At 62.1% G+C, this 19,604-nt stretch carries 19 protein-coding genes and 2 riboswitches; of the genes, 5 read left to right on the top strand and 14 right to left on the bottom strand.

Annotated features, from left to right (window positions below):
- Positions 1 to 114: 114 nt before the first annotated feature.
- Together ESZ53_RS13505 and ESZ53_RS13500 are read left to right on the top strand one after the other, a co-directional pair.
- Positions 115 to 591: a GyrI-like domain-containing protein gene (locus tag ESZ53_RS13505; RefSeq protein WP_129073300.1), complete on the top strand. Its 477-nt coding sequence runs from the start codon at positions 115 to 117 to the stop codon at positions 589 to 591.
- A gap of 44 nt (positions 592 to 635) precedes the next feature.
- Positions 636 to 1,058, top strand: a complete 423-nt coding sequence (locus ESZ53_RS13500; protein ID WP_129073299.1) for a VOC family protein — start codon at positions 636 to 638, stop codon at positions 1,056 to 1,058.
- 28 nt (positions 1,059 to 1,086) lie between these two features.
- Here ESZ53_RS13500 and ESZ53_RS13495 read toward each other — a convergent pair whose 3' ends face one another.
- The 5 genes from ESZ53_RS13495 to ESZ53_RS13475 form a co-directional block, all read right to left on the bottom strand.
- Entirely contained in the window at positions 1,087 to 2,835 is a 1,749-nt protein-coding gene (locus tag ESZ53_RS13495) for a VWA domain-containing protein (RefSeq protein WP_168187253.1), read from the bottom strand.
- A 257-nt stretch (positions 2,836 to 3,092) separates the two neighbouring features.
- Positions 3,093 to 6,017 (bottom strand): aminomethyl-transferring glycine dehydrogenase, encoded by a 2,925-nt coding sequence (gcvP, locus tag ESZ53_RS13490; protein WP_129073297.1) that lies wholly within the window; start codon positions 6,015 to 6,017, stop codon positions 3,093 to 3,095.
- Complete coding sequence (gcvH, locus tag ESZ53_RS13485) at positions 6,017 to 6,388, bottom strand: glycine cleavage system protein GcvH (RefSeq protein ID WP_100389727.1); 372 nt, start codon at positions 6,386 to 6,388, stop codon at positions 6,017 to 6,019. The genes gcvP and gcvH overlap by 1 nt, the downstream gene beginning before the upstream one ends.
- A 2-nt stretch (positions 6,389 to 6,390) precedes the next feature.
- Positions 6,391 to 7,548, bottom strand: coding sequence for a glycine cleavage system aminomethyltransferase GcvT (gene gcvT, locus ESZ53_RS13480; RefSeq protein ID WP_129073296.1), 1,158 nt, complete (start codon positions 7,546 to 7,548; stop codon positions 6,391 to 6,393).
- A 139-nt stretch (positions 7,549 to 7,687) separates the two neighbouring features.
- Positions 7,688 to 7,809, bottom strand: a riboswitch (glycine riboswitch).
- A gap of 115 nt (positions 7,810 to 7,924) precedes the next feature.
- Entirely contained in the window at positions 7,925 to 8,356 is a 432-nt protein-coding gene (locus tag ESZ53_RS13475; protein ID WP_129073295.1) for an Lrp/AsnC family transcriptional regulator, read from the bottom strand.
- Between the two features lie 131 nt (positions 8,357 to 8,487).
- Between ESZ53_RS13475 and ESZ53_RS13470 the strand changes: the two genes are divergently transcribed.
- Together ESZ53_RS13470 and ctlX are read left to right on the top strand one after the other, a co-directional pair.
- Positions 8,488 to 9,519, top strand: coding sequence for an ornithine cyclodeaminase (locus ESZ53_RS13470; protein ID WP_129073294.1), 1,032 nt, complete (start codon positions 8,488 to 8,490; stop codon positions 9,517 to 9,519).
- Positions 9,520 to 9,525: 6 nt separating this feature from the next.
- Positions 9,526 to 10,518 (top strand): citrulline utilization hydrolase CtlX, encoded by a 993-nt coding sequence (gene ctlX, locus ESZ53_RS13465; RefSeq protein ID WP_129073293.1) that lies wholly within the window; start codon positions 9,526 to 9,528, stop codon positions 10,516 to 10,518.
- 10 nt (positions 10,519 to 10,528) lie between these two features.
- Here ctlX and ESZ53_RS13460 read toward each other — a convergent pair whose 3' ends face one another.
- The 4 genes from ESZ53_RS13460 to ESZ53_RS13445 form a co-directional block, all read right to left on the bottom strand.
- Positions 10,529 to 12,274 carry a VWA domain-containing protein gene (locus tag ESZ53_RS13460; protein WP_246837326.1) on the bottom strand — a complete coding sequence of 582 codons (1,746 nt, stop codon included), beginning with the start codon at positions 12,272 to 12,274 and terminating at the stop codon, positions 10,529 to 10,531.
- 288 nt (positions 12,275 to 12,562) lie between these two features.
- Positions 12,563 to 12,952, bottom strand: a complete 390-nt coding sequence (locus tag ESZ53_RS13455) for a PPOX class F420-dependent oxidoreductase (protein WP_129073292.1) — start codon at positions 12,950 to 12,952, stop codon at positions 12,563 to 12,565.
- A 20-nt stretch (positions 12,953 to 12,972) separates the two neighbouring features.
- Positions 12,973 to 13,179, bottom strand: a complete 207-nt coding sequence (locus ESZ53_RS13450) for a CDGSH iron-sulfur domain-containing protein (protein WP_129073291.1) — start codon at positions 13,177 to 13,179, stop codon at positions 12,973 to 12,975.
- Complete coding sequence (locus ESZ53_RS13445; RefSeq protein ID WP_246837325.1) at positions 13,176 to 14,372, bottom strand: iron-containing redox enzyme family protein; 1,197 nt, start codon at positions 14,370 to 14,372, stop codon at positions 13,176 to 13,178. The genes ESZ53_RS13450 and ESZ53_RS13445 overlap by 4 nt, the downstream gene beginning before the upstream one ends.
- 188 nt (positions 14,373 to 14,560) lie before the next feature.
- Positions 14,561 to 14,670, top strand: a riboswitch (TPP riboswitch).
- Here ESZ53_RS13445 and ESZ53_RS13440 point away from each other — a divergent pair.
- Positions 14,661 to 16,007: an MFS transporter gene (locus tag ESZ53_RS13440; RefSeq protein WP_129073290.1), complete on the top strand. Its 1,347-nt coding sequence runs from the start codon at positions 14,661 to 14,663 to the stop codon at positions 16,005 to 16,007. It overlaps the preceding riboswitch by 10 nt.
- 108 nt (positions 16,008 to 16,115) lie before the next feature.
- On the opposite strand, the gene ESZ53_RS13435 is transcribed toward ESZ53_RS13440, so the two are convergent.
- From ESZ53_RS13435 to ESZ53_RS13415, 5 genes are all read right to left on the bottom strand, one after another.
- Positions 16,116 to 16,631: a DUF2165 family protein gene (locus ESZ53_RS13435; RefSeq protein ID WP_129073289.1), complete on the bottom strand. Its 516-nt coding sequence runs from the start codon at positions 16,629 to 16,631 to the stop codon at positions 16,116 to 16,118.
- Between the two features lie 5 nt (positions 16,632 to 16,636).
- Positions 16,637 to 16,819 (bottom strand): DUF4177 domain-containing protein, encoded by a 183-nt coding sequence (locus tag ESZ53_RS13430; RefSeq protein ID WP_129073288.1) that lies wholly within the window; start codon positions 16,817 to 16,819, stop codon positions 16,637 to 16,639.
- A gap of 144 nt (positions 16,820 to 16,963) precedes the next feature.
- Positions 16,964 to 18,001: an LLM class flavin-dependent oxidoreductase gene (locus ESZ53_RS13425; RefSeq protein WP_129073287.1), complete on the bottom strand. Its 1,038-nt coding sequence runs from the start codon at positions 17,999 to 18,001 to the stop codon at positions 16,964 to 16,966.
- Positions 17,998 to 19,002, bottom strand: a complete 1,005-nt coding sequence (locus ESZ53_RS13420; protein ID WP_129073286.1) for a Ppx/GppA phosphatase family protein — start codon at positions 19,000 to 19,002, stop codon at positions 17,998 to 18,000. Before ESZ53_RS13420 ends, ESZ53_RS13425 begins: the two co-directional genes overlap by 4 nt.
- Positions 19,003 to 19,069: 67 nt before the next feature.
- Positions 19,070 to 19,558 (bottom strand): heme-binding protein, encoded by a 489-nt coding sequence (locus tag ESZ53_RS13415; RefSeq protein WP_129073285.1) that lies wholly within the window; start codon positions 19,556 to 19,558, stop codon positions 19,070 to 19,072.
- Positions 19,559 to 19,604: the final 46 nt, after the last annotated feature.

Here is a 19,604-nt window from a genome sequence, read left to right as displayed (position 1 = left end):
ATAGCTCAGAGCGACGACGACACGTAGACCGCAAGGCAATTGCGGCTGCGGCGGCATCCGCCATTGCGAAACTTTGAGTATCGCCGAGCGCGAGCAGATCGTAAAGTGTCTCGTATGTCACCGAAAATCACTGTTGAGACCGTGGCCACGCAACTGGTGGCGGGACTAGATTTTGCCACCACAACAGCAACGCTGCCTGCGGATATGGCTGCCGCGATCGATGATCTCAGGGCCCGCACCGCTGACGCTCACCTCGCAACCACGGGGCCGATAATCGCCGTGTACGCCGAGGAGATGAGACCCAACCTCCCCTGGGCGTGCGAAGTGTGTGTTCCCGTCGCTGAAGCATTCGTCGAGCATCCGACTCTCCGCTCGCACGAACTGCCGGGTGGTGTTGTCGCGACTGCGACTCACGCCGGCAGTTACACCGACCTCAAAGCCACCTACAGCGCCATTTTCGACTGGTTTGCGGAGCACGGCCACACATATGCCGGGGCACCCCGTGAGATATACCTCAACAGTCCGGCAGATGTCGCCGAGGATCAGCTACTGACGCGAATCGAGTTTCCCGTCGTTCTCGCCAGTTTTTAGCAACACACTTTTCGTACACACCGCTCCCTCTGGAAGGAACGACCATGAAGTCCAATCCCTACCTCAGTTTTCGCGACAACGCCCGCGAAGCGCTTGCCTACTACCAATCCGTGTTCGGCGGAACCACGGAAATTCATACGTTCGCTGATTTTCAGGCCAACGAAACTCCGGAAGAACAAGAGTGGGTCATGCACGGGCAACTTGAGTCGCCAGCAGGGCTCACGCTCATGATGGCGGACACCCCAAAAAGCATGGAATACACCCCCGGCGGATCGATATCGATCTCGATTGGGGGCTTCCTCAGCGAAAAAGCAGCGGTTGAGAGCTACTGGGAAAAACTCTGCGACGGCGGCACTATCGACATGCCGCTTGAACCCGCCGTATGGGGCGGCATTTTCGGAATGGTCACGGACCGCTACGCGGTTAACTGGATCGTCAGCATCAGTGACGACAACGAGACCCGCTGACGTCGACTGAATCCGGCCGCCCCAGCGGCTAGGTGCAGTTAGGTCGGCACGAACGCTGACTCAGCGCATCCACAAGCACCTTGCCGAGGTCTTCGGGAACCGTCGCCGAATAGGCGGCACCGCCCGTTGACTGAGCAATCTCCGTCATCGACTCCAAGTCGGTGTCAGGACCGAACCCGATCAGAATCACCGGAACCGGCTGCGTGGGATCTTCGAGCTCCTTCAAGCTCTTCAAGAGAGCGTCGAGGCTGATGCCGTCATCGTCCTCGTTGTAGCCATCAGTAATGAGCAACACCGAGTTGATCTTTGACGGGTCATAATCTTCCTTGACGTGTTTTACCGCCGCCAGGATCGTGTCGTACAAGCCCGTGTAGCCGTAGATCTGATCAGGCAACGACGCGACGACACCGTTAATCTGCGCTACGTGAGCCGGGTCAGAGAGAGGCTCGATCGGAGAAAGCGGTTCCCAGTCTTGGGTTCCGATACGGTTCTGCGAGAACGCCCACACCCCGAGCTCGGCTTCTCCCGAGAATTTCGAGAGCGCTTCGCCCGCAGCCAGTTGGAAGACATCGATACGACGCAGCCCGTTGTTGGCTGGATCGAGCATGGAACCGGAAACGTCGATCACCACGAGCAGTCGCGAACGGAGCGTCAGAACACTCCACGAACGCAGAATCTCGATCTGCACCGCGGCATCCGCTGTCGGCTTGGCCTCAGTGGCAACCTCAGGCACCCCCGTTACACGCAGGGCTCCCCCGCCATCAGCATCACGGAAACCCTCACCCGCCAGCAGCTCGACTGACGATCGCGTCGCTGCGGCGAAAGCGGTGAGGAGCTTGCTGGAGTCATCCGTCTCGGCCGAGTCGGCGGCCACGGCAGAGGATGCATCGGTGCCCGCTGCCCCAGCAGCATCCGCGTCACTTCCCGCTCCCACGATTTCGACGAAGGGGTAGGTGAGCTCGACGGTGCCGTCTGAAGGATAGACCGCAACGACTGGCGAGGACGGCGATGCCGTGTTGTACGCCGCCACTTCGCGCTCGGTCGTGATGACCACGGTCGGTACCGCGGCTTCTGCGGCGAGCTCGAATGCTTCCTCAGTCGACTGCGGGATTGTTTTTCCGATGGCGAGCATGGCGCCGGCGAACTGGCGCGGATCCTCGGCAGAGGACACCGACTTCAGTTGCGCTAAACCAGCGAGGCTGGCCGTAGAAGCTTCGGGATCGGGCAGCAGCGTTGCTACTGTGCCGGAAAGCAATGATCCCCACGACAGGGGTTCGTCGCCCAGAGTTGAGACCTGAGCCGCTGACGTCGCAAGAACGACAGGCGTGCTGGCTACGTAATCCGTGATTTCGAGCTCGGGAGCGGTGCGGCCCAATGACGACGCCATCGACTCGACGCGGTCAAGCCACGCAGCCGAGTCAGGAACCCACGCATCGAGATCGCCCGAAGCACCCGAGGCGAAGAGCGCAGCCGTGTCGGCCGACAGCAAGGAGCGCACTTCGGTGGACGTGCAGTTACCTTCCGCAGCGTCGAAATCTGCGGCAACCGCCGTGAGCGTGGGAGCTATCGACGGATCAGCAGCGATGACGACGGGACGGGTGTCGCTACAGCCGCCCGCAAACGGCGTCACAGCATTGGTAATCCACCCGATCGCACCGAACTGAATGCCGGCGAGAGCAAGAGAAGCAATGGAAACTAGAGCGATGGGTACAAGCCACCAACGCTTCTTCCAGCGTTGCCAAAATGTCTTACGGTGGCGGTGCCGTCGTGTCGTCACTGAGGTCTCCAGTCGGTGAGAAAGCGATATGAGATCGTCGGGTCGACCACTCGCCATACACCAAACGCACACTACAACAACTGGTACGACAATATCCAGCCGCGGCCACGGAAAGTTGAGCGTTCTCGCAGCGCGCCCAATAGAACACTGGTGTCCCACTTTATGGGGACACACAAACGGCGCGTGCACCGTCGAACTGGATCGACTGTGCACGCGCCGTTTTTCGCTAGAAAACTAGCGGGTTCGCCCTCTGTGAACTACTGGGCGAAGGCCTCAATAGGCGGGCACGAGCAGACCAAGTTGCGGTCACCATACGCGTTGTCAACGCGACGAACCGGGGGCCAATACTTGCCTGAAACGAGCGAGCTCAACGGGTAAACCGCCTGCTCCCGCGAATAGGAGTGCTCCCAGTCACCAGCGATCACCGAATGCGCTGTGTGCGGGGCATTGATGAGGGGGTTGTCGTCGGCTGGCCACTTTCCGGCTGCTACGGCATCCGCCTCTTCTTTGATCGCAATCATCGCGTCGATGAAACGGTCGAGCTCGGCGAGGTCTTCGCTCTCTGTGGGCTCGACCATGAGCGTGCCCGATACCGGGAACGACATCGTCGGCGCGTGGAAACCGTAGTCAATGAGGCGCTTGGCGACATCGTTGTTGTCGATGCCGGTCGCCTCCTTAAGCGGACGCAGATCGAGGATGCACTCGTGAGCAACCAAGCCGTTATCGCCGGCATAGAGCACCGGGAAGTGCTCGCGCAGGCGTACTGCAACGTAGTTGGCCGAGAGCACCGCAGCACCGGTGGCAGCCTTGAGGCCCGCCGATCCCATCATGCGCACGTACGCCCACGTGATGGGCAGAATGCTCGGGCTTCCGTAGGGTGCAGCGCTGACCGCTCCCCCAGCGTGAACATACGGACCCGCAGCACCGGTCTGCATGTCGAACGCGGGATGATGCTGGCTCTGAGCCATCGGATGACCGGGCAAGAACTTAGCCAAGTGCGCCTTCGCGACGACGGGCCCCACGCCGGGACCGCCACCACCGTGAGGGATGCAGAAGGTCTTGTGCAGGTTGAGGTGGCTGACGTCGCCGCCGAAGTCGCCAAACCGCGCGTAACCGAGCAGGGCGTTGAGGTTGGCACCGTCAACGTAGACCTGACCGCCCGCATCGTGCACAGCCTGCGTGATTTCACGCACTTCGTGCTCGTAAACACCGTGGGTGGAGGGGTAGGTGATCATCAGGGCGGCGATTTCGCTCGCGTGCTCGGCGATCTTGGCGCGCAAGTCATCGAGGTCAACGTTGCCGAGATCATCACAGGCGACGACAACCACGCGCATTCCGGCGAGCATCGCGCTGGCGGCGTTCGTGCCGTGCGCGCTCGACGGAATCAGGCAGATGGTGCGCTCCGGGTTGCCGTTTGCACGGTGGTAGCCACGGATGGCGAGCAAACCGGCAAGCTCACCCTGGCTGCCCGCGTTCGGCTGCAGCGATGCGGTGTCGTACCCGGTGACCTCGGTGAGCCATGATTCGAGGTGCGAAATCATGACGAGGTAACCCGAGACATCTTCGGCAGGAGCGAAGGGGTGGATGCCCGCAAATTCCGGCCAGCTCACCGCTTCCATCTCGGTCGCAGCGTTCAACTTCATCGTGCACGAGCCAAGCGGGATCATGCCGCGGTCGAGCGCGTAGTCCTTGTCAGCCAGGTACTTGAGGTAGCGCATCATGCTCGTCTCCGAGCGGTGCGTGTTGAAGACGGGGTGCGTGAGGTACTCGCTCGTGCGGTTGAGGGCCTCAGGGATGCTGGCGTCGTCGAGCGGCGTCGTGTAACCGCCCTCCAGCCCGAAGGCATCGGCGAGATCGTTCTCTTGCGCCGCGAGCATTCCGGCGTAGGGCTGCGTCGATACTTCGTCGAAGCTCAGACGTACGGTGTCGGCATCCACTACATAGAGCAGGATGTCGCTCTCGAGCGCTTTGGCGGCAATCGCCTGAGCCTGGCCCTTTTTCGTGACCGTCAGGGTATCGAAGAAAGTCTCGTTCTCGACCGTGAAGCCGGCAGCGGTCAAGCGCGCGGCGAATTTGGCGGTGTCGTGGTGGATGCGCTGAGCGATCCGCTTGAGCCCCTGCGGTCCGTGATACACGGCGTACATGGATGCCATGACCGCCAACAGCACCTGAGCGGTACAGATGTTGGAGGTCGCCTTCTCGCGGCGGATGTGCTGCTCACGTGCCTGCAGGGAGAGACGGTAGGCGGGGTTGCCCGCGGCATCCTGAGAGACCCCAACGAGACGACCAGGCAGCTGGCGTTCGAGACCCTTGCGCACCGACATGTAGCCGGCGTGCGGTCCGCCGAAGCCCATCGGAACGCCGAAGCGCTGCGTGGTGCCCACGGCAACGTCGGCGCCGAGCTCGCCCGGAGACTTGAGAATAGTGAGAGCGAGCAGGTCGGCGGCGACGACAGCGAGTCCGCCGTGAGCCTTGACCGCAGCGATAACCTCGCTGGAATCCCACACGCGACCGGTTGCACCCGGGTACTGGATGAGCGCGCCGAAGCACTCCGGCAGCTCGGGGTTCGCCCCCAACGTGGCCAGGTCGAGCTCGACAAGCTCAATCCCGAGAGCCTCTGCGCGGTTCGCCAACAGGGCCTTGGTCTGCGGAAGCGTGTCGGCATCCACGATGAAAACGGGCGACTCGACGCGAGCGGCACGGCGAGCGAGGAGCATTCCCTCGACAGCCGCGGTGCCCTCATCGAGCATCGATGCGTTCGTGGTGGTCATACCCGCGAGGTCAGCCACCATCGTCTGGAAGTTGATGAGCGCCTCAAGGCGACCCTGCGAGATCTCGGGCTGGTATGGCGTGTACGCCGTGTACCAGCTCGGGTTCTCCAGCACGTTGCGCTTGATGACGGCGGGCGTGATGGTGTCGTAGTAGCCGAGACCGATCATGCTGCGGCGAACCTTATTCGCGCCAGCGAGTGCGCGCAGTTCGGCGAGCGCTTCCCGCTCCGAGGCGGGAGCCGGGATGGACGAGTTTTCGACCGGAGTCTGGTGAATGGCCGGCGGGACCGCGGCCTCCACGAGCGCTTCGAGGCTGTCGTAGCCGACCGCGGCCAGCATGCTGGCCTGGGCTGCGGCATCCGTTCCGATGTGGCGGTCAGCGAAGGTACCGCTGAGGTAGGGGTTGGGCATTATTCGCCTGTCAGTGCGGTGTACTCGTCGAGGCTGAGCATCGACGGGAGTTCGGAGAATTCGATCTTCACGAGCCAGCCTTCACCGAAGGGGTCGCTGTTGACGAGTTCGGGGCTGTCGGCAACCGCGTCGTTGGACTCGACGACGGTTCCGGCAACGGGAGCGAAAAGTTCGCCCACGGACTTGGTCGACTCGATCTCGCCGACAATCTTGCCCTCGGTGACGGTGTCGCCCACCTTGGGAAGGTCAACGAAGACGATGTCGCCGAGCTTGCCTGCGGCGAAATCGGTGATTCCCACGGTCGCGACGTTTCCGTCAACCAGCACCCACTCGTGCTCGGCGGTGTACTGCAGTTCGCTCTTCTCAGCCATGATCAGGCCTCTCTTTTGTAAAAGGGTAGGGAAACAACGGATGCAGCAATGCGACTGCCCCGCACATCAATATGAAGCTCGGTGCCGACCTCACTCGCGTCAGGATCGACGTAAGCCATAGCGATCGGGTGGCCCAGGGTAGGCGAAAGCGCCCCCGAGGTGATGACGCCAACTTCTTTGTCCCCGTGGAAGAGGAGGTAGTCAGCGCGGCCGGCGCGACGACCTTCGGCGGCAAGACCAACGAGCACACGGGCACCGGCATCCGGGCCCTCTTCGATGGCGCTGCGGCCGACAAAGTCGCCCTCTTTGCTGAGCGCCACAACGCGGCCAAGCCCGGCTTGCACGGGGAAGGTGGTGAGGTTGAGCTCGTGTCCATACAGCGGCATGCCCGCTTCGAGGCGGAGAGTGTCGCGGCAGGCGAGTCCGGCGGGAACGAGACCGAGCGGGGAGCCGGCAACCGTGAGCGCTGCCCACAGGGCGGCTGCGGCATCCACGTGGATGTAGAGCTCAAAACCGTCTTCACCCGTGTATCCGGTGCGAGCGATGATGAGGTCGGTTCCGTCGAACGTTGCCACGGTTTCGCGGTAGTACTTGAGTTCGTTAAGGGGCGTTGCGAAGTCGGTGAGACCGGCAGTGGCCTCGAGAATGGCGCGGGAGACCGGGCCTTGCACGGCGATAAGCGCGTAGTCGTCGCTATCGTCGGTGACTACCACGTCGAAGCCGACGGCGCGCTCGGTCAGCGCCGTCGCTGCTGCGAAGCGGTTTCCGGCGTTAGCAACCACCAAGAAGTGGTCGTCGGCAAGACGGTACGTGACGAGGTCATCGATGATGCCACCGGCCTCGTTGAGCAGCAGGCTGTACTTAGCCTGCGCGAGGGCGATGCCCGAGAGCTTTCCGGCGAGCGCGAAATCAAGGTACGCCCCGGCGTCGACGCCACGCACGTGAATCTCAGCCATGTGCGAGATGTCGAAGATGCCGGCGGCGGTGCGCACAGCATGGTGCTCGGCGAGGTCGGAGCTGTAGCGCACCGGCATCATCCACCCAGCAAAGTCGGTGAAGGTGGCACCCAACTGTTCGTGGATGCTGTGCAGCGGCGAGTACTTCACCGCGGCGGGCGAAGAGTCAGCGATTGACGTTGACGAGGGTGATTCATCGGACACGGAGTTCTCCTGGCGCAGGGGCTAGTGAATAGAACTCCCCCTCTGTGATGAGCCTGAGAGCTTCACACACCAAGAATCTAGTGAGCTTTCACCGTCGGCGGAACCTCAGGGTGATGCGAGGTTCTCTTTCCAGAGTGGCCAGTGCGATGCGGTACATGAACCTGAGAGATTGGCGGGGAGGCTTGCTCCTTCGGTGCCGGCCTAGCGCCTGCCAACTTCTGTTGACTCACGCTGGGTTCCCGGCTCTCCCGCATTGTGTTGCGGCCCGATGTTCAGTTGTGAGTTCAGCATAGCAATGCGGGGCGGATGCGCGCGCCGATGAGCACGCTGCGAACAGGCAATTCGCTGCCTTTCGGCCGAGTGGTGCTCGGGTGGTCTACAGCAGCGCGGAGCTGAGCAGCAGGCTCGTTTCGCTGTTCACGACGCCCTCGACGTTGCGCATGCGGGCGAGCACGCGGTCGAAGTTGCTGAGGCTGTCGGTGCGGATGTCGGCCACGAGGTCCCAGCCGCCGTTGGTGGTGTGGAGTTCGTGGATTTCGGGCAGGCCTCGCAATTGACTGATGACAGCATCCGTCGATCGCCCTTCTACCTCGACGAAGGCGATCGCGCGAATGAACGAAGGGTCGCGATCCTCGCGAATTCTGACGGAGAAACCGAGCACCGTGCCGTTACTCACGAGGCGATCGATGCGGCTGTTGACAGTCGCCCGCGTGACGTTGAGGCGACGCGACAGGCTTGCGACCGACTCGCGCGCATCGGCCCGAAGAGCAGCGAGGAGGCGACGATCGAGGTCATCGAGATTGGGCATGACCAAAGTGTATATTTTAGCCCCGCATTATGCATAGTTATTAGCCGAAAATAGCGTTGACTGAGAGTTGTGAATACATAGTGCACATTCGTAACGTGGGAACCAGCAATACTGCAACGAAAGGAGTGAACATGGTTCACTACGTAGACGTCCCGAACATGCGCCGCTGGATCGCCGACACCGGCATCGAACCGATCATCATGGGCATCGTCAGCTATCTCGAGCAGGATTACGCCAAGTGGCCCCAGTTCGACAAGAGCCCGCGCGTGGCCGCCCACTCCAGTGAGGGTGTCATCGAGCTCATGCCCACGAGTGATGGCGAAACGTACGCCTTTAAGTACGTGAATGGTCACCCCGCTAACCCCGCGCTCGGCTTCCAAACCGTCACCGCGCTCGGCATGCTCGCCCGCGTCGACAACGGCTACCCCACCTTCCTCTCTGAGATGACCTTGCTCACGGCACTGCGCACCTCGGCAACCTCGGTCTTGGCCGCCCGCGCACTCGCCCGCCCCGACTCCAGCGTGCTTGCCCTCATCGGCACGGGTACGCAATCCGAATTCCAGGCTCTCGGCTTCCGCGCTGGCCTTGGCATCACGAGCCTGCGCGTGTGGGACACCGACCCTGCTGCGATGGACAAGTTCATTCGCAACGTTGAGCCGCTCGGCTTCGACATCGTGCGCGCCACCTCCGCCGCGGATGCTGCGGCCGGTGCCGACATCGTCACGACGTGCACCGCCGACAAGAAGAACGCGACGATCCTCACCGCCGACATGATCGAACCCGGCATGCACCTCAACGCCATCGGCGGCGATTGCCCCGGCAAGACTGAACTCGAAGCGGCGATCGTTCAGAACGCGACCGTTTTCGTGGAGTTCCCCGAGCAGACCCGTATCGAGGGCGAAATTCAGCAGCTCGACGCGGACTCCCCCATCACTGAGCTGTGGGAAGTTCTCGCGGGCAGCGCAACTGGCCGCAGCTCCGCCGACGAAGTCACGCTCTTCGACTCGGTCGGCTTCGCGATCGAAGACTTCTCTGCCTTGCGCTACGTTTTCGACGCGGTTCGCGGCACCGAGTATGCGACTGATCTCGATCTGATCGCTGACCCGGCTGACCCGAAAGACCTGTTCTCTCTCGTCTCCCGCGCTCCCGCGCTTACCGCGTAACCGTCAATGAGCGTTCAGGCGCCTTCCGCCGCAGTACTGATCCGCCCGCACCGGTTCACGCCGAACAGCCAGACCGCGGGCGACAACGCCTTCCAGTCGACTGACCCCACGCGAACACCGGATGAGATTGCTCGCGCCGCGTACGACGAGTCCACTCAGGTGGCCGAGACTCTGCGTGACGCCGGCGTGAACATCCACGTGTTCGAAGATACCGAGAGCTCGCGCCCCGACAGCGTGTTCCCCAATAACTGGTTCTCCACGCACAGTGGCGGCCGTGTTGCGGTGTACCCGATGTATGCGCCGAATCGTCGCACTGAACGTCGCCCCGACGTAATCGAGATGCTGAAGCACGACTTTCGAGTGCAGGATGTCGTGGACTACTCCGGACTTGAGCACGACGGTATCTACCTTGAGGGCACCGGCGCGATGGTCATTGACCACACCAACCGGGTGGCGTACGCGGCGGAATCACACCGGGCAAACCCGCTCGCGCTTGAGCGTTTCTGTGCATCGTTTGGCTACGAGCCGATGATGTTCGAAGCACGCGATAGCCACGGGGTGCCGATTTATCACACCAACGTCATGATGTGCATCGCCACGGATTTCGCCATGATCGGGCTCGACCTGATCGCGTCGGGCGACCGCCGAATGGAGATGGCGGAGCGCCTGACAGCCCCCGGCCGCACCCTGATCGACCTCACGGCCGATCAGATTGCGAACTTCGCCGGCAATGCGCTCGAACTCAAGGGCACCAACGGTCGCATCTTGGCACTTTCGAGCCGGGCGCTGAAGAGCCTGACGCCCGCTCAGCGATCGGTGATCGAAGCGAGCTGCGAGATTGTGCCTCTCGATATTCCGACAATCGAGCTGGCTGGCGGCTCGGTGCGCTGCATGGTGGCGGGCATCCACTTGGATCGCCGCTCACGCATGGCCGCGGATGTTGCGGCAGGCGTGCCCGCCGCCGGTTCTGCCGAAACAGCCCCGACGGCAGGAGCCTAAGAGCGTCTCGCTAGCTGCAGTTCGGGCGGCAGTCGCGCTGGGACAACGCCTCGAGCATCACGTTGCTGAGCTCGGTGGGGTTGTTTGCTTGGTACGCCGTTCCGCCGGTGGCCTGGGCGATCTTGCGCATCGCCTCGACGTCGGTGTCTGGACCAATTCCAACGAGCACCACGGGAACAGGCTCGTCTCGGTTTGCATCGATCATGACGGTCAATTCTTCGAGGAGTTTCTCGAGAGAGATGCCGTTGTCGTCTTCGTTGCGACCGTCAGTAATAAGCATTACTGAGTTGACCTTGTCAGGGTTGTAGTCCTCGCGAACGTGCGTCACGGCGGCCAACACAGAATCGTTGAGCCCGGTGTAGCCACTGATTCGCGAGGGCAAGGAGTCGATGATCGCCTGCAGATTTTCGACGTGTTCGGGGTCGTTCATCGAGCGAATACCCGCGACGTCTTCCCAGTCTTCCGTACCCACTCGCTCCTTGGAGAAGAGCCACATTCCGAGCTCGTCATCTTCGGAGAGCGTGCTGAATGCATCTTCTGCCGAGTTTTGGAACATCTCGATGCGGCGCTGACCATCCCATGCTCGCTCGAGCATGGATCCCGAAACGTCGACGACGGTAAGGATGCGCGAGCGCAGGTTCAGCGCGTTCCAGTTACGCAGGATGCTGACGAGTTCATCAGTATCTCCAACGCTCTTCGTCTCGACCGGGGCCGCGATCACGCCCGAGGCGAGAATCTCGCCCTCTCCCGCGTTGTCACGAAAGCCCTCCGCATTAAGAACCTGCGAGGAACCGCGAACAAGGTCTGCGAACTCTTCAAGCAGAGTCGTGCGCGTCGTCTCTGTATCCTCGACGGCAGCGCGCTCTTCGTCGGTCATTCGTGATAGTTCGACCTCGGTGACAGTCGAGTTCTCGACGACGACGAAGGGGTAGGTAAGGGCGACTGTTCCTTCAGCGGGGTACAGCGCGACGAGCGGCTCGTCGGGATTCGATGCGTTGTGTTCGACGATCTCACGCTCAGTAGCGAGAGCGACCATTCGTGAGTCCGAGATTTGGAGCTCGGCAAACGCAGCCTTTGTCGAGTCGGGAATGGACCGCCCAAGGTTGGTGAGAACCTGGTCAAAGTCGCTCGGGTCGCCCTCCGCCGAAAGGTCGTTGAGGGTCGCCAGCGCGATCATGCTCGATGCGGATGACTCAGGGTCGGGAAGCAGCGTGCGATAGCGGCCAGCAAGGATGGCTCCCCATCCCACCTCGGCAGCCTCGAACTCTGCGACCTTGACGGCCGGGGTCGCGAGTACCAGCGGACTCGTGGCGATCGAGTCCCACTCCTGCGTCGCGGGCACTTCGCGGCCGAGCGCTGTCGCTGTGCTCTCTACCCGGTTGAGCCAGACGTGCGAATCGGGGATCCACGCATCCGCACCGGTTGAGGTTCCGGAGGCGAGCAAAGCGGCGGTGTCAGCAGAATTCTGGGTGACGATTTTCACGGCCAGACACTGCCCGACATGCTCCGCGTTGAAAGCGTTGGCCACCGTCTGAACGGTCGAAGAAATAGTGGGATCGGTCACTACCGCGAGCTCGGTGGCGTTCGGGCAGCCGAAAGTTTGAGCGACGAAATCATCGAGCTTGTTCTGAGCTGCGAGCGCGACGAGCGCCCCACCGCCAGCGAGGGACAGGGTGAGCAGGGTAGCGAGGACAGGGGTGCTTGCACGTATAAACCAGGATTTGAGCGTTCTGGAACGGTGGCGAGGTCGGGTCACGGGAACTCCATCGATCACGGGTGCTCTCAGCTTCGGGGGAACCAAGAGTTGACCCCCTTTCGGGGGCTTATACAATACTGACACAATTTCGCGTCAATGAAACGGGTGTGCACAGGAATTTCTCACTTTTGCGACGAAAAACTGAGGCAACCCACAAAAACACGCTCGAAATCAGACGAATGAGCAAGAAAGAGTTACGAAGTTTTCCGCCATTCGCGAGCGCTTAAGGCGCCGCTTGTTCCCGTGCGCGCAACCTCCCGCCAGCGCTGTGCGCCGGTATCAGCGATCCTAAAGACGGATTTCGACCGCCACGGATTGCCCTGCGGTGCCACGAACTTTTTGTGCGAGACGAATGGCCGCGTACTTGGCACCGTACTTTTGCTTCAGAGCGGCATCCATGGCATCCAACGTCGCTTCGTCATTGCGAATTGCGGCCGTCGCTCGCACCGCAATTGCACCCTCAGAAACATTGCCGCGCATGTCGCACGGAGTGATCTCCACTCGCGAGGTGTGGCGGATGCGTTTTACTTTGCCCGACGAGGGCGCCGTCGTCACCAGCAATCGATCGCCGACGCCCACCGCCCAGACCGGAGTCGACACCGGCTCCCCCGACTTGCGGAACGTGGTGACCAAAACGTAAGTCTCGGCGGCGAGCGTGGAAAAGTTAGCGGCGGTCATGACTCCATTATCCCGCGGCGCTAAGCCTTGAAATTGATGAGCTTGTGGGTGCCATCGCAGAACGGTTTGATCGCCGATACGCCACACCGACAGAGGGCGACCGTATTGCGGACCTGCTCGATAGGTTCGCCATCGGCCGAGCGAAGGTCGATCTCCCCACGCACTAGAAGCGGACCGTTCGTGCACGCCGTGATTTCGACGTCGTCTGTGTTGCCTGAAGCCGTCATCGGCCTGCCCCCACCTCAGCGCCCGCCGAACTCTCCTCGCCTTCGTCGCGGCCGGCCAGCACCGCCTCAAAGGGGAACGGCTTACGCAGGGACGATTTCTCAGCCACCCACGATTCGAGAATGTGCTCCCCCACCCAATCATCGATAAGCAGGCACGCACGCGCTCCGAAGAAGATCTCGCTGAGCAGCGCAGGTTCGCTTTCGGCAAGCCCACCCGCGAGGTCGCGGGCGGCAATTTGCTCGTGCACGGCATCCGCTTCAACGTGCTCGTCGAAGTATTCGGTGACGTTCTCATCGAAACCAAGACGGCGGAAGCCGCGAGCGTAAAGTCCGTTGGGGATCGACGACGTCATTTCGAACGCGGCCAGGTGCCCGGCGATGGCGCCGCGGAGACGACGGTTCATACCGAACAGCGAAATCATGTTGAAGGAGGCGAGCGTGATGGCCGGGACGAAGTTCACGTACGTGCCATAGCGCGAGTCGAGACCAATGCCACGCATCGAGCGCGCGAACAGCTCTGAGTGCATCCGTTCTCGTCGACCATTGCCGTATTCGTCAGCTTGGATCTCGACGAGCGCCGCCTTCGCGCGCCCTGTCAGCCTCGGGATCGCCCACGAGTGTGGGTCAGCCTCCTTCAGCGTGTAGATCGAGCGCTGCACCATGAACTCGACAGCTTGTTCCTGAGTGAGGTTTTTCGCGACGTGGCGCGAGAGGCTTGGCCCCGCATCCGGATCAGGCGCCGTGAGAGCGAAAAGCGCTTGAGCCACGTCTTCGGCGGCGGCGTTAGGAAGTTCGGAAGCGGGAACCAGAGCGCGAAGCTGGGCTTCGAAAGCCCGCTCTAGATCTAGCCGGGCCGCAATGGTATCGACGTGCCACTCCCACTGATCGCCGTTGTCGACGACCCTGCCGTAATACAGACCGTAGAGAAGGTAGAGAGCGAGTTGCACGTCGTCGTCGCGAATAAGGTCGCGCCCGCTCGCGATGGCTGCAGCAACTTCGTCGGCGAGCCCCTCAATGGTGTGTGGTGCCGACGCGCTGGCGAACGCAGGGATCAGCAGCGAACTAATAGGCCCGCGCGGTTCGATTTCTTCGTCATGCCAGTTCTCGCACAGTCGCGTGGCGCTGTTTGCGTCGTGAGCTCCTCCATTGTGGGGAACAGCATCGCGCGCGGGAGAGTTCTCCGTGGGGTGCATTATGACCTCTCCAGTTCATCCGAAGTCTTCGGATCAGGCACCCAAATTGCCTGATCAACTTCGTGAGTGAACCAATATTGCCAACAGCGCACACGGTCGTCAACGCAATTGCCGGGCTCCCAAATATTTCTCAGTAAGCTCACTGAGAACGTTCAACTGGGCGGCCTAGTGGCAGATGCTAAGTTGTTGCGTGTCCCCACGGGAGCCCGCTGGCACGGGCTGAGAGGAAGCTGACGCAGCTTCGACCGTTGAACCTACCGGGTAATGCCGGCGAAGGAAGAACGGTCTATGGCTTCATCTCACTCGCACGCTGGTGCGTCTAACATCGCTGTCGCAACCAAGCCACCACTCGGCACTCGACGTGCGGTGCGCGGCGGCATCTTCGGCAACTATGTCGACCAGTTCGATATCTTCTTGCCGGTCATCGCGCTGGCCCCGGCATCCGCCCAGCTCTTTGGTTCGGACAACCTCATCGGCAACGCGGGGCTGATCTTCGTCGCGACTCTTCTGGGGCGGCCCGTCGGTGCCGCGATCTTCGGGTCGATCTCTGACCGCATTGGGCGAACCGCGACCACCAAAGTTGCCCTGCTCGGTGTTGCCCTCACGACGCTGCTGATCGCGCTCGTTCCCGATCACACCGTGCTGGGCGGTGGAACTCTGGCCGCAATTCTGCTGCTGCGGTTTGTCGGCGGCATCTTCCTCGGCGGCGAATACACCTCCGCGATCCCGCTCGCCATGGAGTGGTCGCGGCCCGAACGACGGGGACTCGTGAGCGGGCTCATCATGTGGATGTCGCCGTGGGCCAACGCCTCGATCGCGGGCCTGGTGTTCGTGCTGCAGAGCGTGCTCGATGCCGCCGCCTATAACCAGTGGGGCTGGCGAACGCTCTTCGTGCTTGGATCACTGCTCGCGTTCACGATGCTGTTCTACTACCGTGCGCGCGTCGAGGAATCGCCGCAATGGCAACGACCGGTGCAGCGCGCGAATCCGCTGAAAGAAATTCTGGTGGGTCGCCACCGTCGTGCGCTCTGGCAGGTGTTCATCATGATGAGCGGGCTCTGGTTGCTCACGAACATGGCGATTCCAGTGCTGGCCGGGCAGCTTGGTTCCGGCGCGGGGGCGTTGGGTGCGAGCGGTGCTCTGGATGGCCGAGCACTGTCATTCGCGATGATGATCGGCACCGCGGCATCCGCTCTCACTATGGCAGCGTGCGGGCATCTTTCGACGTTCACCGGGCGGCGGCGTTTCTTTATGGGATTCGGGGTGCTGACCGCTGTGGGCGGGCCGCTCGCCTTTCTTGCAGTGTTTGCGGCCCCCAGTCTTGGGCAACTCGTGCTGGGAATCGTCGTGCTGCAAGTCGTAACGGTGTCGGCGTACGGGCCAGTCGGCGCGTACTTGGTCGAGCGCTTCCCCACCGCGGTGCGGGCGAGCGGGTATGGCGTGGGGTACAGCCTGTCGATTGTGATCCCGGCGCTGTATCCCTATTACTTGCCCGCGCTGCAGAGTGTGCTCGGACAGCAGGGTGCCGTGGCTGCGCTACTCGCGCTCGGCGGAGTGTTGATCGCAGTCGGGGCGTTCCTCGGGCCCGAGACGGCGCGGGTTGATTTGGACGCTAGCGGCTCGGCGCTCACGTAGACCTTCGCCCCGTGCAGTGCGGAAATAAGCGAAGACCGCCCACATGCCGGTCGCGCGACGAGTAATACTCGCGCGACCGGCATCCGGACGGTCCAGAGTTAGTTGCTGTTACTTGCTGCTCTCGGCAACCGGAGCGGGCTCGTTCATGGCGAGGAGCACAGCGAAGCCGGCCCAGAGCGTGCTGATGCCCATCGCGGTGTCCTTGCCGTTCCAGATTGACGACTGCCACATGGCGAACCACTCGGAACCGACGATGATGAACCCGACGAACCAGATGAGGAACCCCAGGCCGTACGCGGCGTAGCCCCAGATGCGCGCCTTGTCGTACGCGGCAACGGATGCGTCGCGAAGGCGGAACAACTTCACACCGCCGATGACGCCGAGGGCCGCAAAGAGGCCCTCGGCGATGATGATGCCGATGTAGGCGATGTGGTGGATTACTGGGCTTTCAATAGCCCGCCACATGAGCGCGTTGCCTTCGAAGGTGGTGTCCATTGAGAGCACGTGACGAACGAACTGGAAGTTGGAGTCGTAGTCCATCAAGTTGCCCGCGAAAACGAACAGCCCAAAGGTGCCTGCTAAGAACAGAGTGAGAGCCTGAAGAAGGCGAAGAGGGTGCTTCATGAAATTTAGTCTTTCCGTGTAAATACGAGGTCGATGCGAGGATCGACGTGTTGTTCGAACGAGATCGCCTGGACGAACTTCCAACCGTCCGCTGCGTGAGTGCGGATTATCTCCTGATAGTCCTCAGCCTGCGAGAGGCCCTCTCGGCGGCGGCTAATAGGCACGCTGACAAATGTGTATTTACGCATAAATTACCTTCACAGTTCGCTCACGCCCGACCGCAGATCTCGCCGTCACTCTAGCGCCAACATTGCCCCGTAATCAAAGTTGATTATAGGAAGTAGACCACTTCAGAGTTGAGGTGAGGCCGCTCAGCGAGCACCGGTGGAGATCTACGCGATCGAGGGCGCAACCTCGGCGTCGATTACGGGCATCACGTGCTTCACGAGCGCCTCGAGGATACGCGTATTGAACTCGACTCCGAGCTGGTTGGGCACGGTTACCAACAGGGTGTCGGCCGACTGAACCGCCGCGTCGCGCGCAAGCTCGGCGGCGATGACGTCGGGTGCTCCAATATAGGAGCGGCCAAAACGCGAGCGGGAACCGCCGAGCATGCCTACTTGATCGCGCTGCTCGACCTGCCCCTGGATACCAAAGTAGTACTCGGTCTCATCGTCAATGATGGGCAGGATGCTGCGGCTCACGGAGACCCGTGGCGCATGGTCGTGACCGGCACTCGCCCACGCCTCGCGGAACATCGAAATCTGTTCGGCCTGCAGCTCATCGAAGGGAACTCCGGTGTCTTCGGTGAGAAGCGTGGAACTCATCAGGTTCATCCCTTGCTCAGCCGTCCAAGTAGCTGTGGCACGAGTACCTGCGCCCCACCAGATGCGTTCGTTGAGTCCGGGCGCTTGCGGTTGAATCGGCTGCAGAGCGCTCGTGCCAATCATCAGAGGGTTGCCGGGAGCGAGCCCTTCGCCGTCGATCGCACGGCGAAACTTGTCCGTGTGAGTGCGCGCCATGTCGGCATCACTCTCGCCTGCTGCCGGCGTATGACCGAACGCGCGCCATCCGTCCATCACTGTTTCGGGTGAGCCTCGACTGATGCCCAGCTGTAGCCGCCCCGCGGAAATGAGATCTGTTTGCGCAGCGAGCTCCGCCATCGCTAGCGGGTTCTCGTACCGCATATCGATGACGCCAGTACCGAGTTCGATGGTGCTAGTGCGGGCAGCCGCCGCGGCGAGCAACGGCCAAGGCGATGCATGCTGACGCGCGAAATGGTGCACTCGAAAGTACGCTCCATCGACGCCAACTTCTTCAGCCGCAACGGCAAGTTCCACTGCCTGCAGCAACACGTCAGCCCCGGTGCGGGTGCGCGACCCTTCGACGTCGTGCCAGTGCCCGAAGGAGAGGAACCCGATTTTCGTCATACGGGCGAAACCGGTGGCTCGTTCACGCTATTCCCGAGCGAGAGGGCGACACCGTCGAGGATGTCGTGCTCGCTGGTCGTGACCCACTCGAGCGGGTGGCCCACTGCAGTCGCGGCGTCCGCCACTCGCTGCAGTACGGTAGCCCAGATGACGGCACCCGAGGCGATCACGTCGACGCGACCGGGGTGCATATAGGGCAGCGCTTCGCGTTCGGCGCGGGGCATGAGGGTGAGCGCTTCGCAGGATCGGAGCACCACTGCGAGGGGCAGCCGGCTGCCGCTGATCGCGACGGGGTCGTAGCTGGTGAGGCCGAGGGCATGCGCGGTGATTGTCGTGACGGTGCCGGCGACACCGATGACTTCGGTGGCTTTCGAGAGATCGACCGTCGCCGTCGCGAAATCGAGAGCCGCGCTGACATCGCTGCGGATGGCGTCGAGTTCTGCATCGGAGGGCGGGTCGGTGGTGATGTTGCGTTCCGCCAGTCGCACGCAGCCGACATCCATCGAATATGCCGCTTCGGGGATGTGGCCACCGATGACGAGTTCTGTGGAGCCGCCGCCGAGGTCGACGACGAGGTGTTGGGGTGCCGGTGCGGTACTGGTGGCGCCGTCAGGGTCGGATGCGGGCAGCGCCGTGAGCGCGCCGCGGAACGACAGGGCGGCTTCTTCTGTTCCGGGAATCACTTCGACCGGCACACCAAGAATCGCGAAGACCGCGTCGGTGAACTCGGCACGGTTGGCGGCATCCCGCGTGGCAGAGGTCGCAACGAACCGTATGCGCTCGGCGCCGTGCTCACTGCACAGTTCGGCGTAGCGACGCACGGCCGCGAGCGTACGATCAAGGGCACCTTGGCTGAACATGCCTGTTCGATCGACGCCCTCCCCCAGGCGCACCACTTCAAGGGTGCGCACGACATCGGTGAGTCCACCGTGGCCGTCGAGGTCGGCAATGAGCAGGCGGATCGAGTTGGTTCCACAATCGATGGCAGCGACGCGAGTCATGGGTTCTCCTGAAGTGCGGTGGGTGGGGCTAGCGGGTGGGGCTAGCGGGCGCGGCTAGCGGGTGGGGCTAGCGAACGACGACGAGGGCTTCGTTGCGCTTCAAGAATCCCGGCTTCCACGGCGGGTCATAGCGAGCGAAGTACACGGCACCTTGGGGCGCGACGCAGTCACGCATGAGGGCGGCAAGCAGAGCATCCGCATTCTGTTGGTACTTCTCTTCGTTGGAGCCGCCGCTGAATCGGCGAGCGGCCACCCGCTGTTCGGGTACATCGGTGGTGCGCACGGTGGCGTCGCGCGGAGCAGGAACGCTCGTCGCGCCCGCCGGCATCACGAAACTCACCGTGTACTTCTTCGATTCGCCCGGCGCTTGAATAACCGGCGCGGTCATCGAAATATTGGAGGAACTGATGTACCGGATGAGCGGGCGAAAGCCCTGATTGCCGGCTTCGAAAAACGACCCATCGGCCTCGACCTGCGCCAGAATGTGCGCGGGATACAGCCGCACTTCGTAACCATCATGCTCAGAAATCACGGTGTACGGCTGCTTTTCGGTCATGCCGTCACCCTACGCCTGTGGGCTTTGGACGAGCCTGACGGTTCGC

The organism is Salinibacterium sp. UTAS2018 (assembly GCF_004118935.1).
Taxonomy (GTDB): Bacteria; Actinomycetota; Actinomycetes; order Actinomycetales; family Microbacteriaceae; genus Rhodoglobus.
This window is presented reverse-complemented; position numbering and strand designations above follow the sequence as displayed.

Excerpts from the sequence above, each read along its gene's own strand:
- ESZ53_RS13455 (WP_129073292.1), bottom strand. The coding sequence starts at position 12,952 with ATGACCGCCGCTAACTTTTCCACGCTCGCCGCCGAGACTTACGTTTTG.
- ESZ53_RS13505 (WP_129073300.1), top strand. The coding sequence starts at position 115 with ATGTCACCGAAAATCACTGTTGAGACCGTGGCCACGCAACTGGTGGCG.
- ESZ53_RS13415 (WP_129073285.1), bottom strand. The coding sequence starts at position 19,558 with ATGACCGAAAAGCAGCCGTACACCGTGATTTCTGAGCATGATGGTTAC.
- gcvP (WP_129073297.1), bottom strand. The coding sequence starts at position 6,017 with ATGCCCAACCCCTACCTCAGCGGTACCTTCGCTGACCGCCACATCGGA.
- ESZ53_RS13440 (WP_129073290.1), top strand. The coding sequence starts at position 14,661 with ATGGCTTCATCTCACTCGCACGCTGGTGCGTCTAACATCGCTGTCGCA.
- ESZ53_RS13430 (WP_129073288.1), bottom strand. The coding sequence starts at position 16,819 with ATGCGTAAATACACATTTGTCAGCGTGCCTATTAGCCGCCGCCGAGAG.
- ESZ53_RS13500 (WP_129073299.1), top strand. The coding sequence starts at position 636 with ATGAAGTCCAATCCCTACCTCAGTTTTCGCGACAACGCCCGCGAAGCG.
- ESZ53_RS13475 (WP_129073295.1), bottom strand. The coding sequence starts at position 8,356 with ATGCCCAATCTCGATGACCTCGATCGTCGCCTCCTCGCTGCTCTTCGG.
- ESZ53_RS13445 (WP_246837325.1), bottom strand. The coding sequence starts at position 14,372 with ATGCACCCCACGGAGAACTCTCCCGCGCGCGATGCTGTTCCCCACAAT.
- gcvH (WP_100389727.1), bottom strand. The coding sequence starts at position 6,388 with ATGGCTGAGAAGAGCGAACTGCAGTACACCGCCGAGCACGAGTGGGTG.
- ESZ53_RS13435 (WP_129073289.1), bottom strand. The coding sequence starts at position 16,631 with ATGAAGCACCCTCTTCGCCTTCTTCAGGCTCTCACTCTGTTCTTAGCA.
- ESZ53_RS13470 (WP_129073294.1), top strand. The coding sequence starts at position 8,488 with ATGGTTCACTACGTAGACGTCCCGAACATGCGCCGCTGGATCGCCGAC.
- ctlX (WP_129073293.1), top strand. The coding sequence starts at position 9,526 with ATGAGCGTTCAGGCGCCTTCCGCCGCAGTACTGATCCGCCCGCACCGG.
- ESZ53_RS13420 (WP_129073286.1), bottom strand. The coding sequence starts at position 19,002 with ATGACTCGCGTCGCTGCCATCGATTGTGGAACCAACTCGATCCGCCTG.
- ESZ53_RS13450 (WP_129073291.1), bottom strand. The coding sequence starts at position 13,179 with ATGACGGCTTCAGGCAACACAGACGACGTCGAAATCACGGCGTGCACG.
- ESZ53_RS13425 (WP_129073287.1), bottom strand. The coding sequence starts at position 18,001 with ATGACGAAAATCGGGTTCCTCTCCTTCGGGCACTGGCACGACGTCGAA.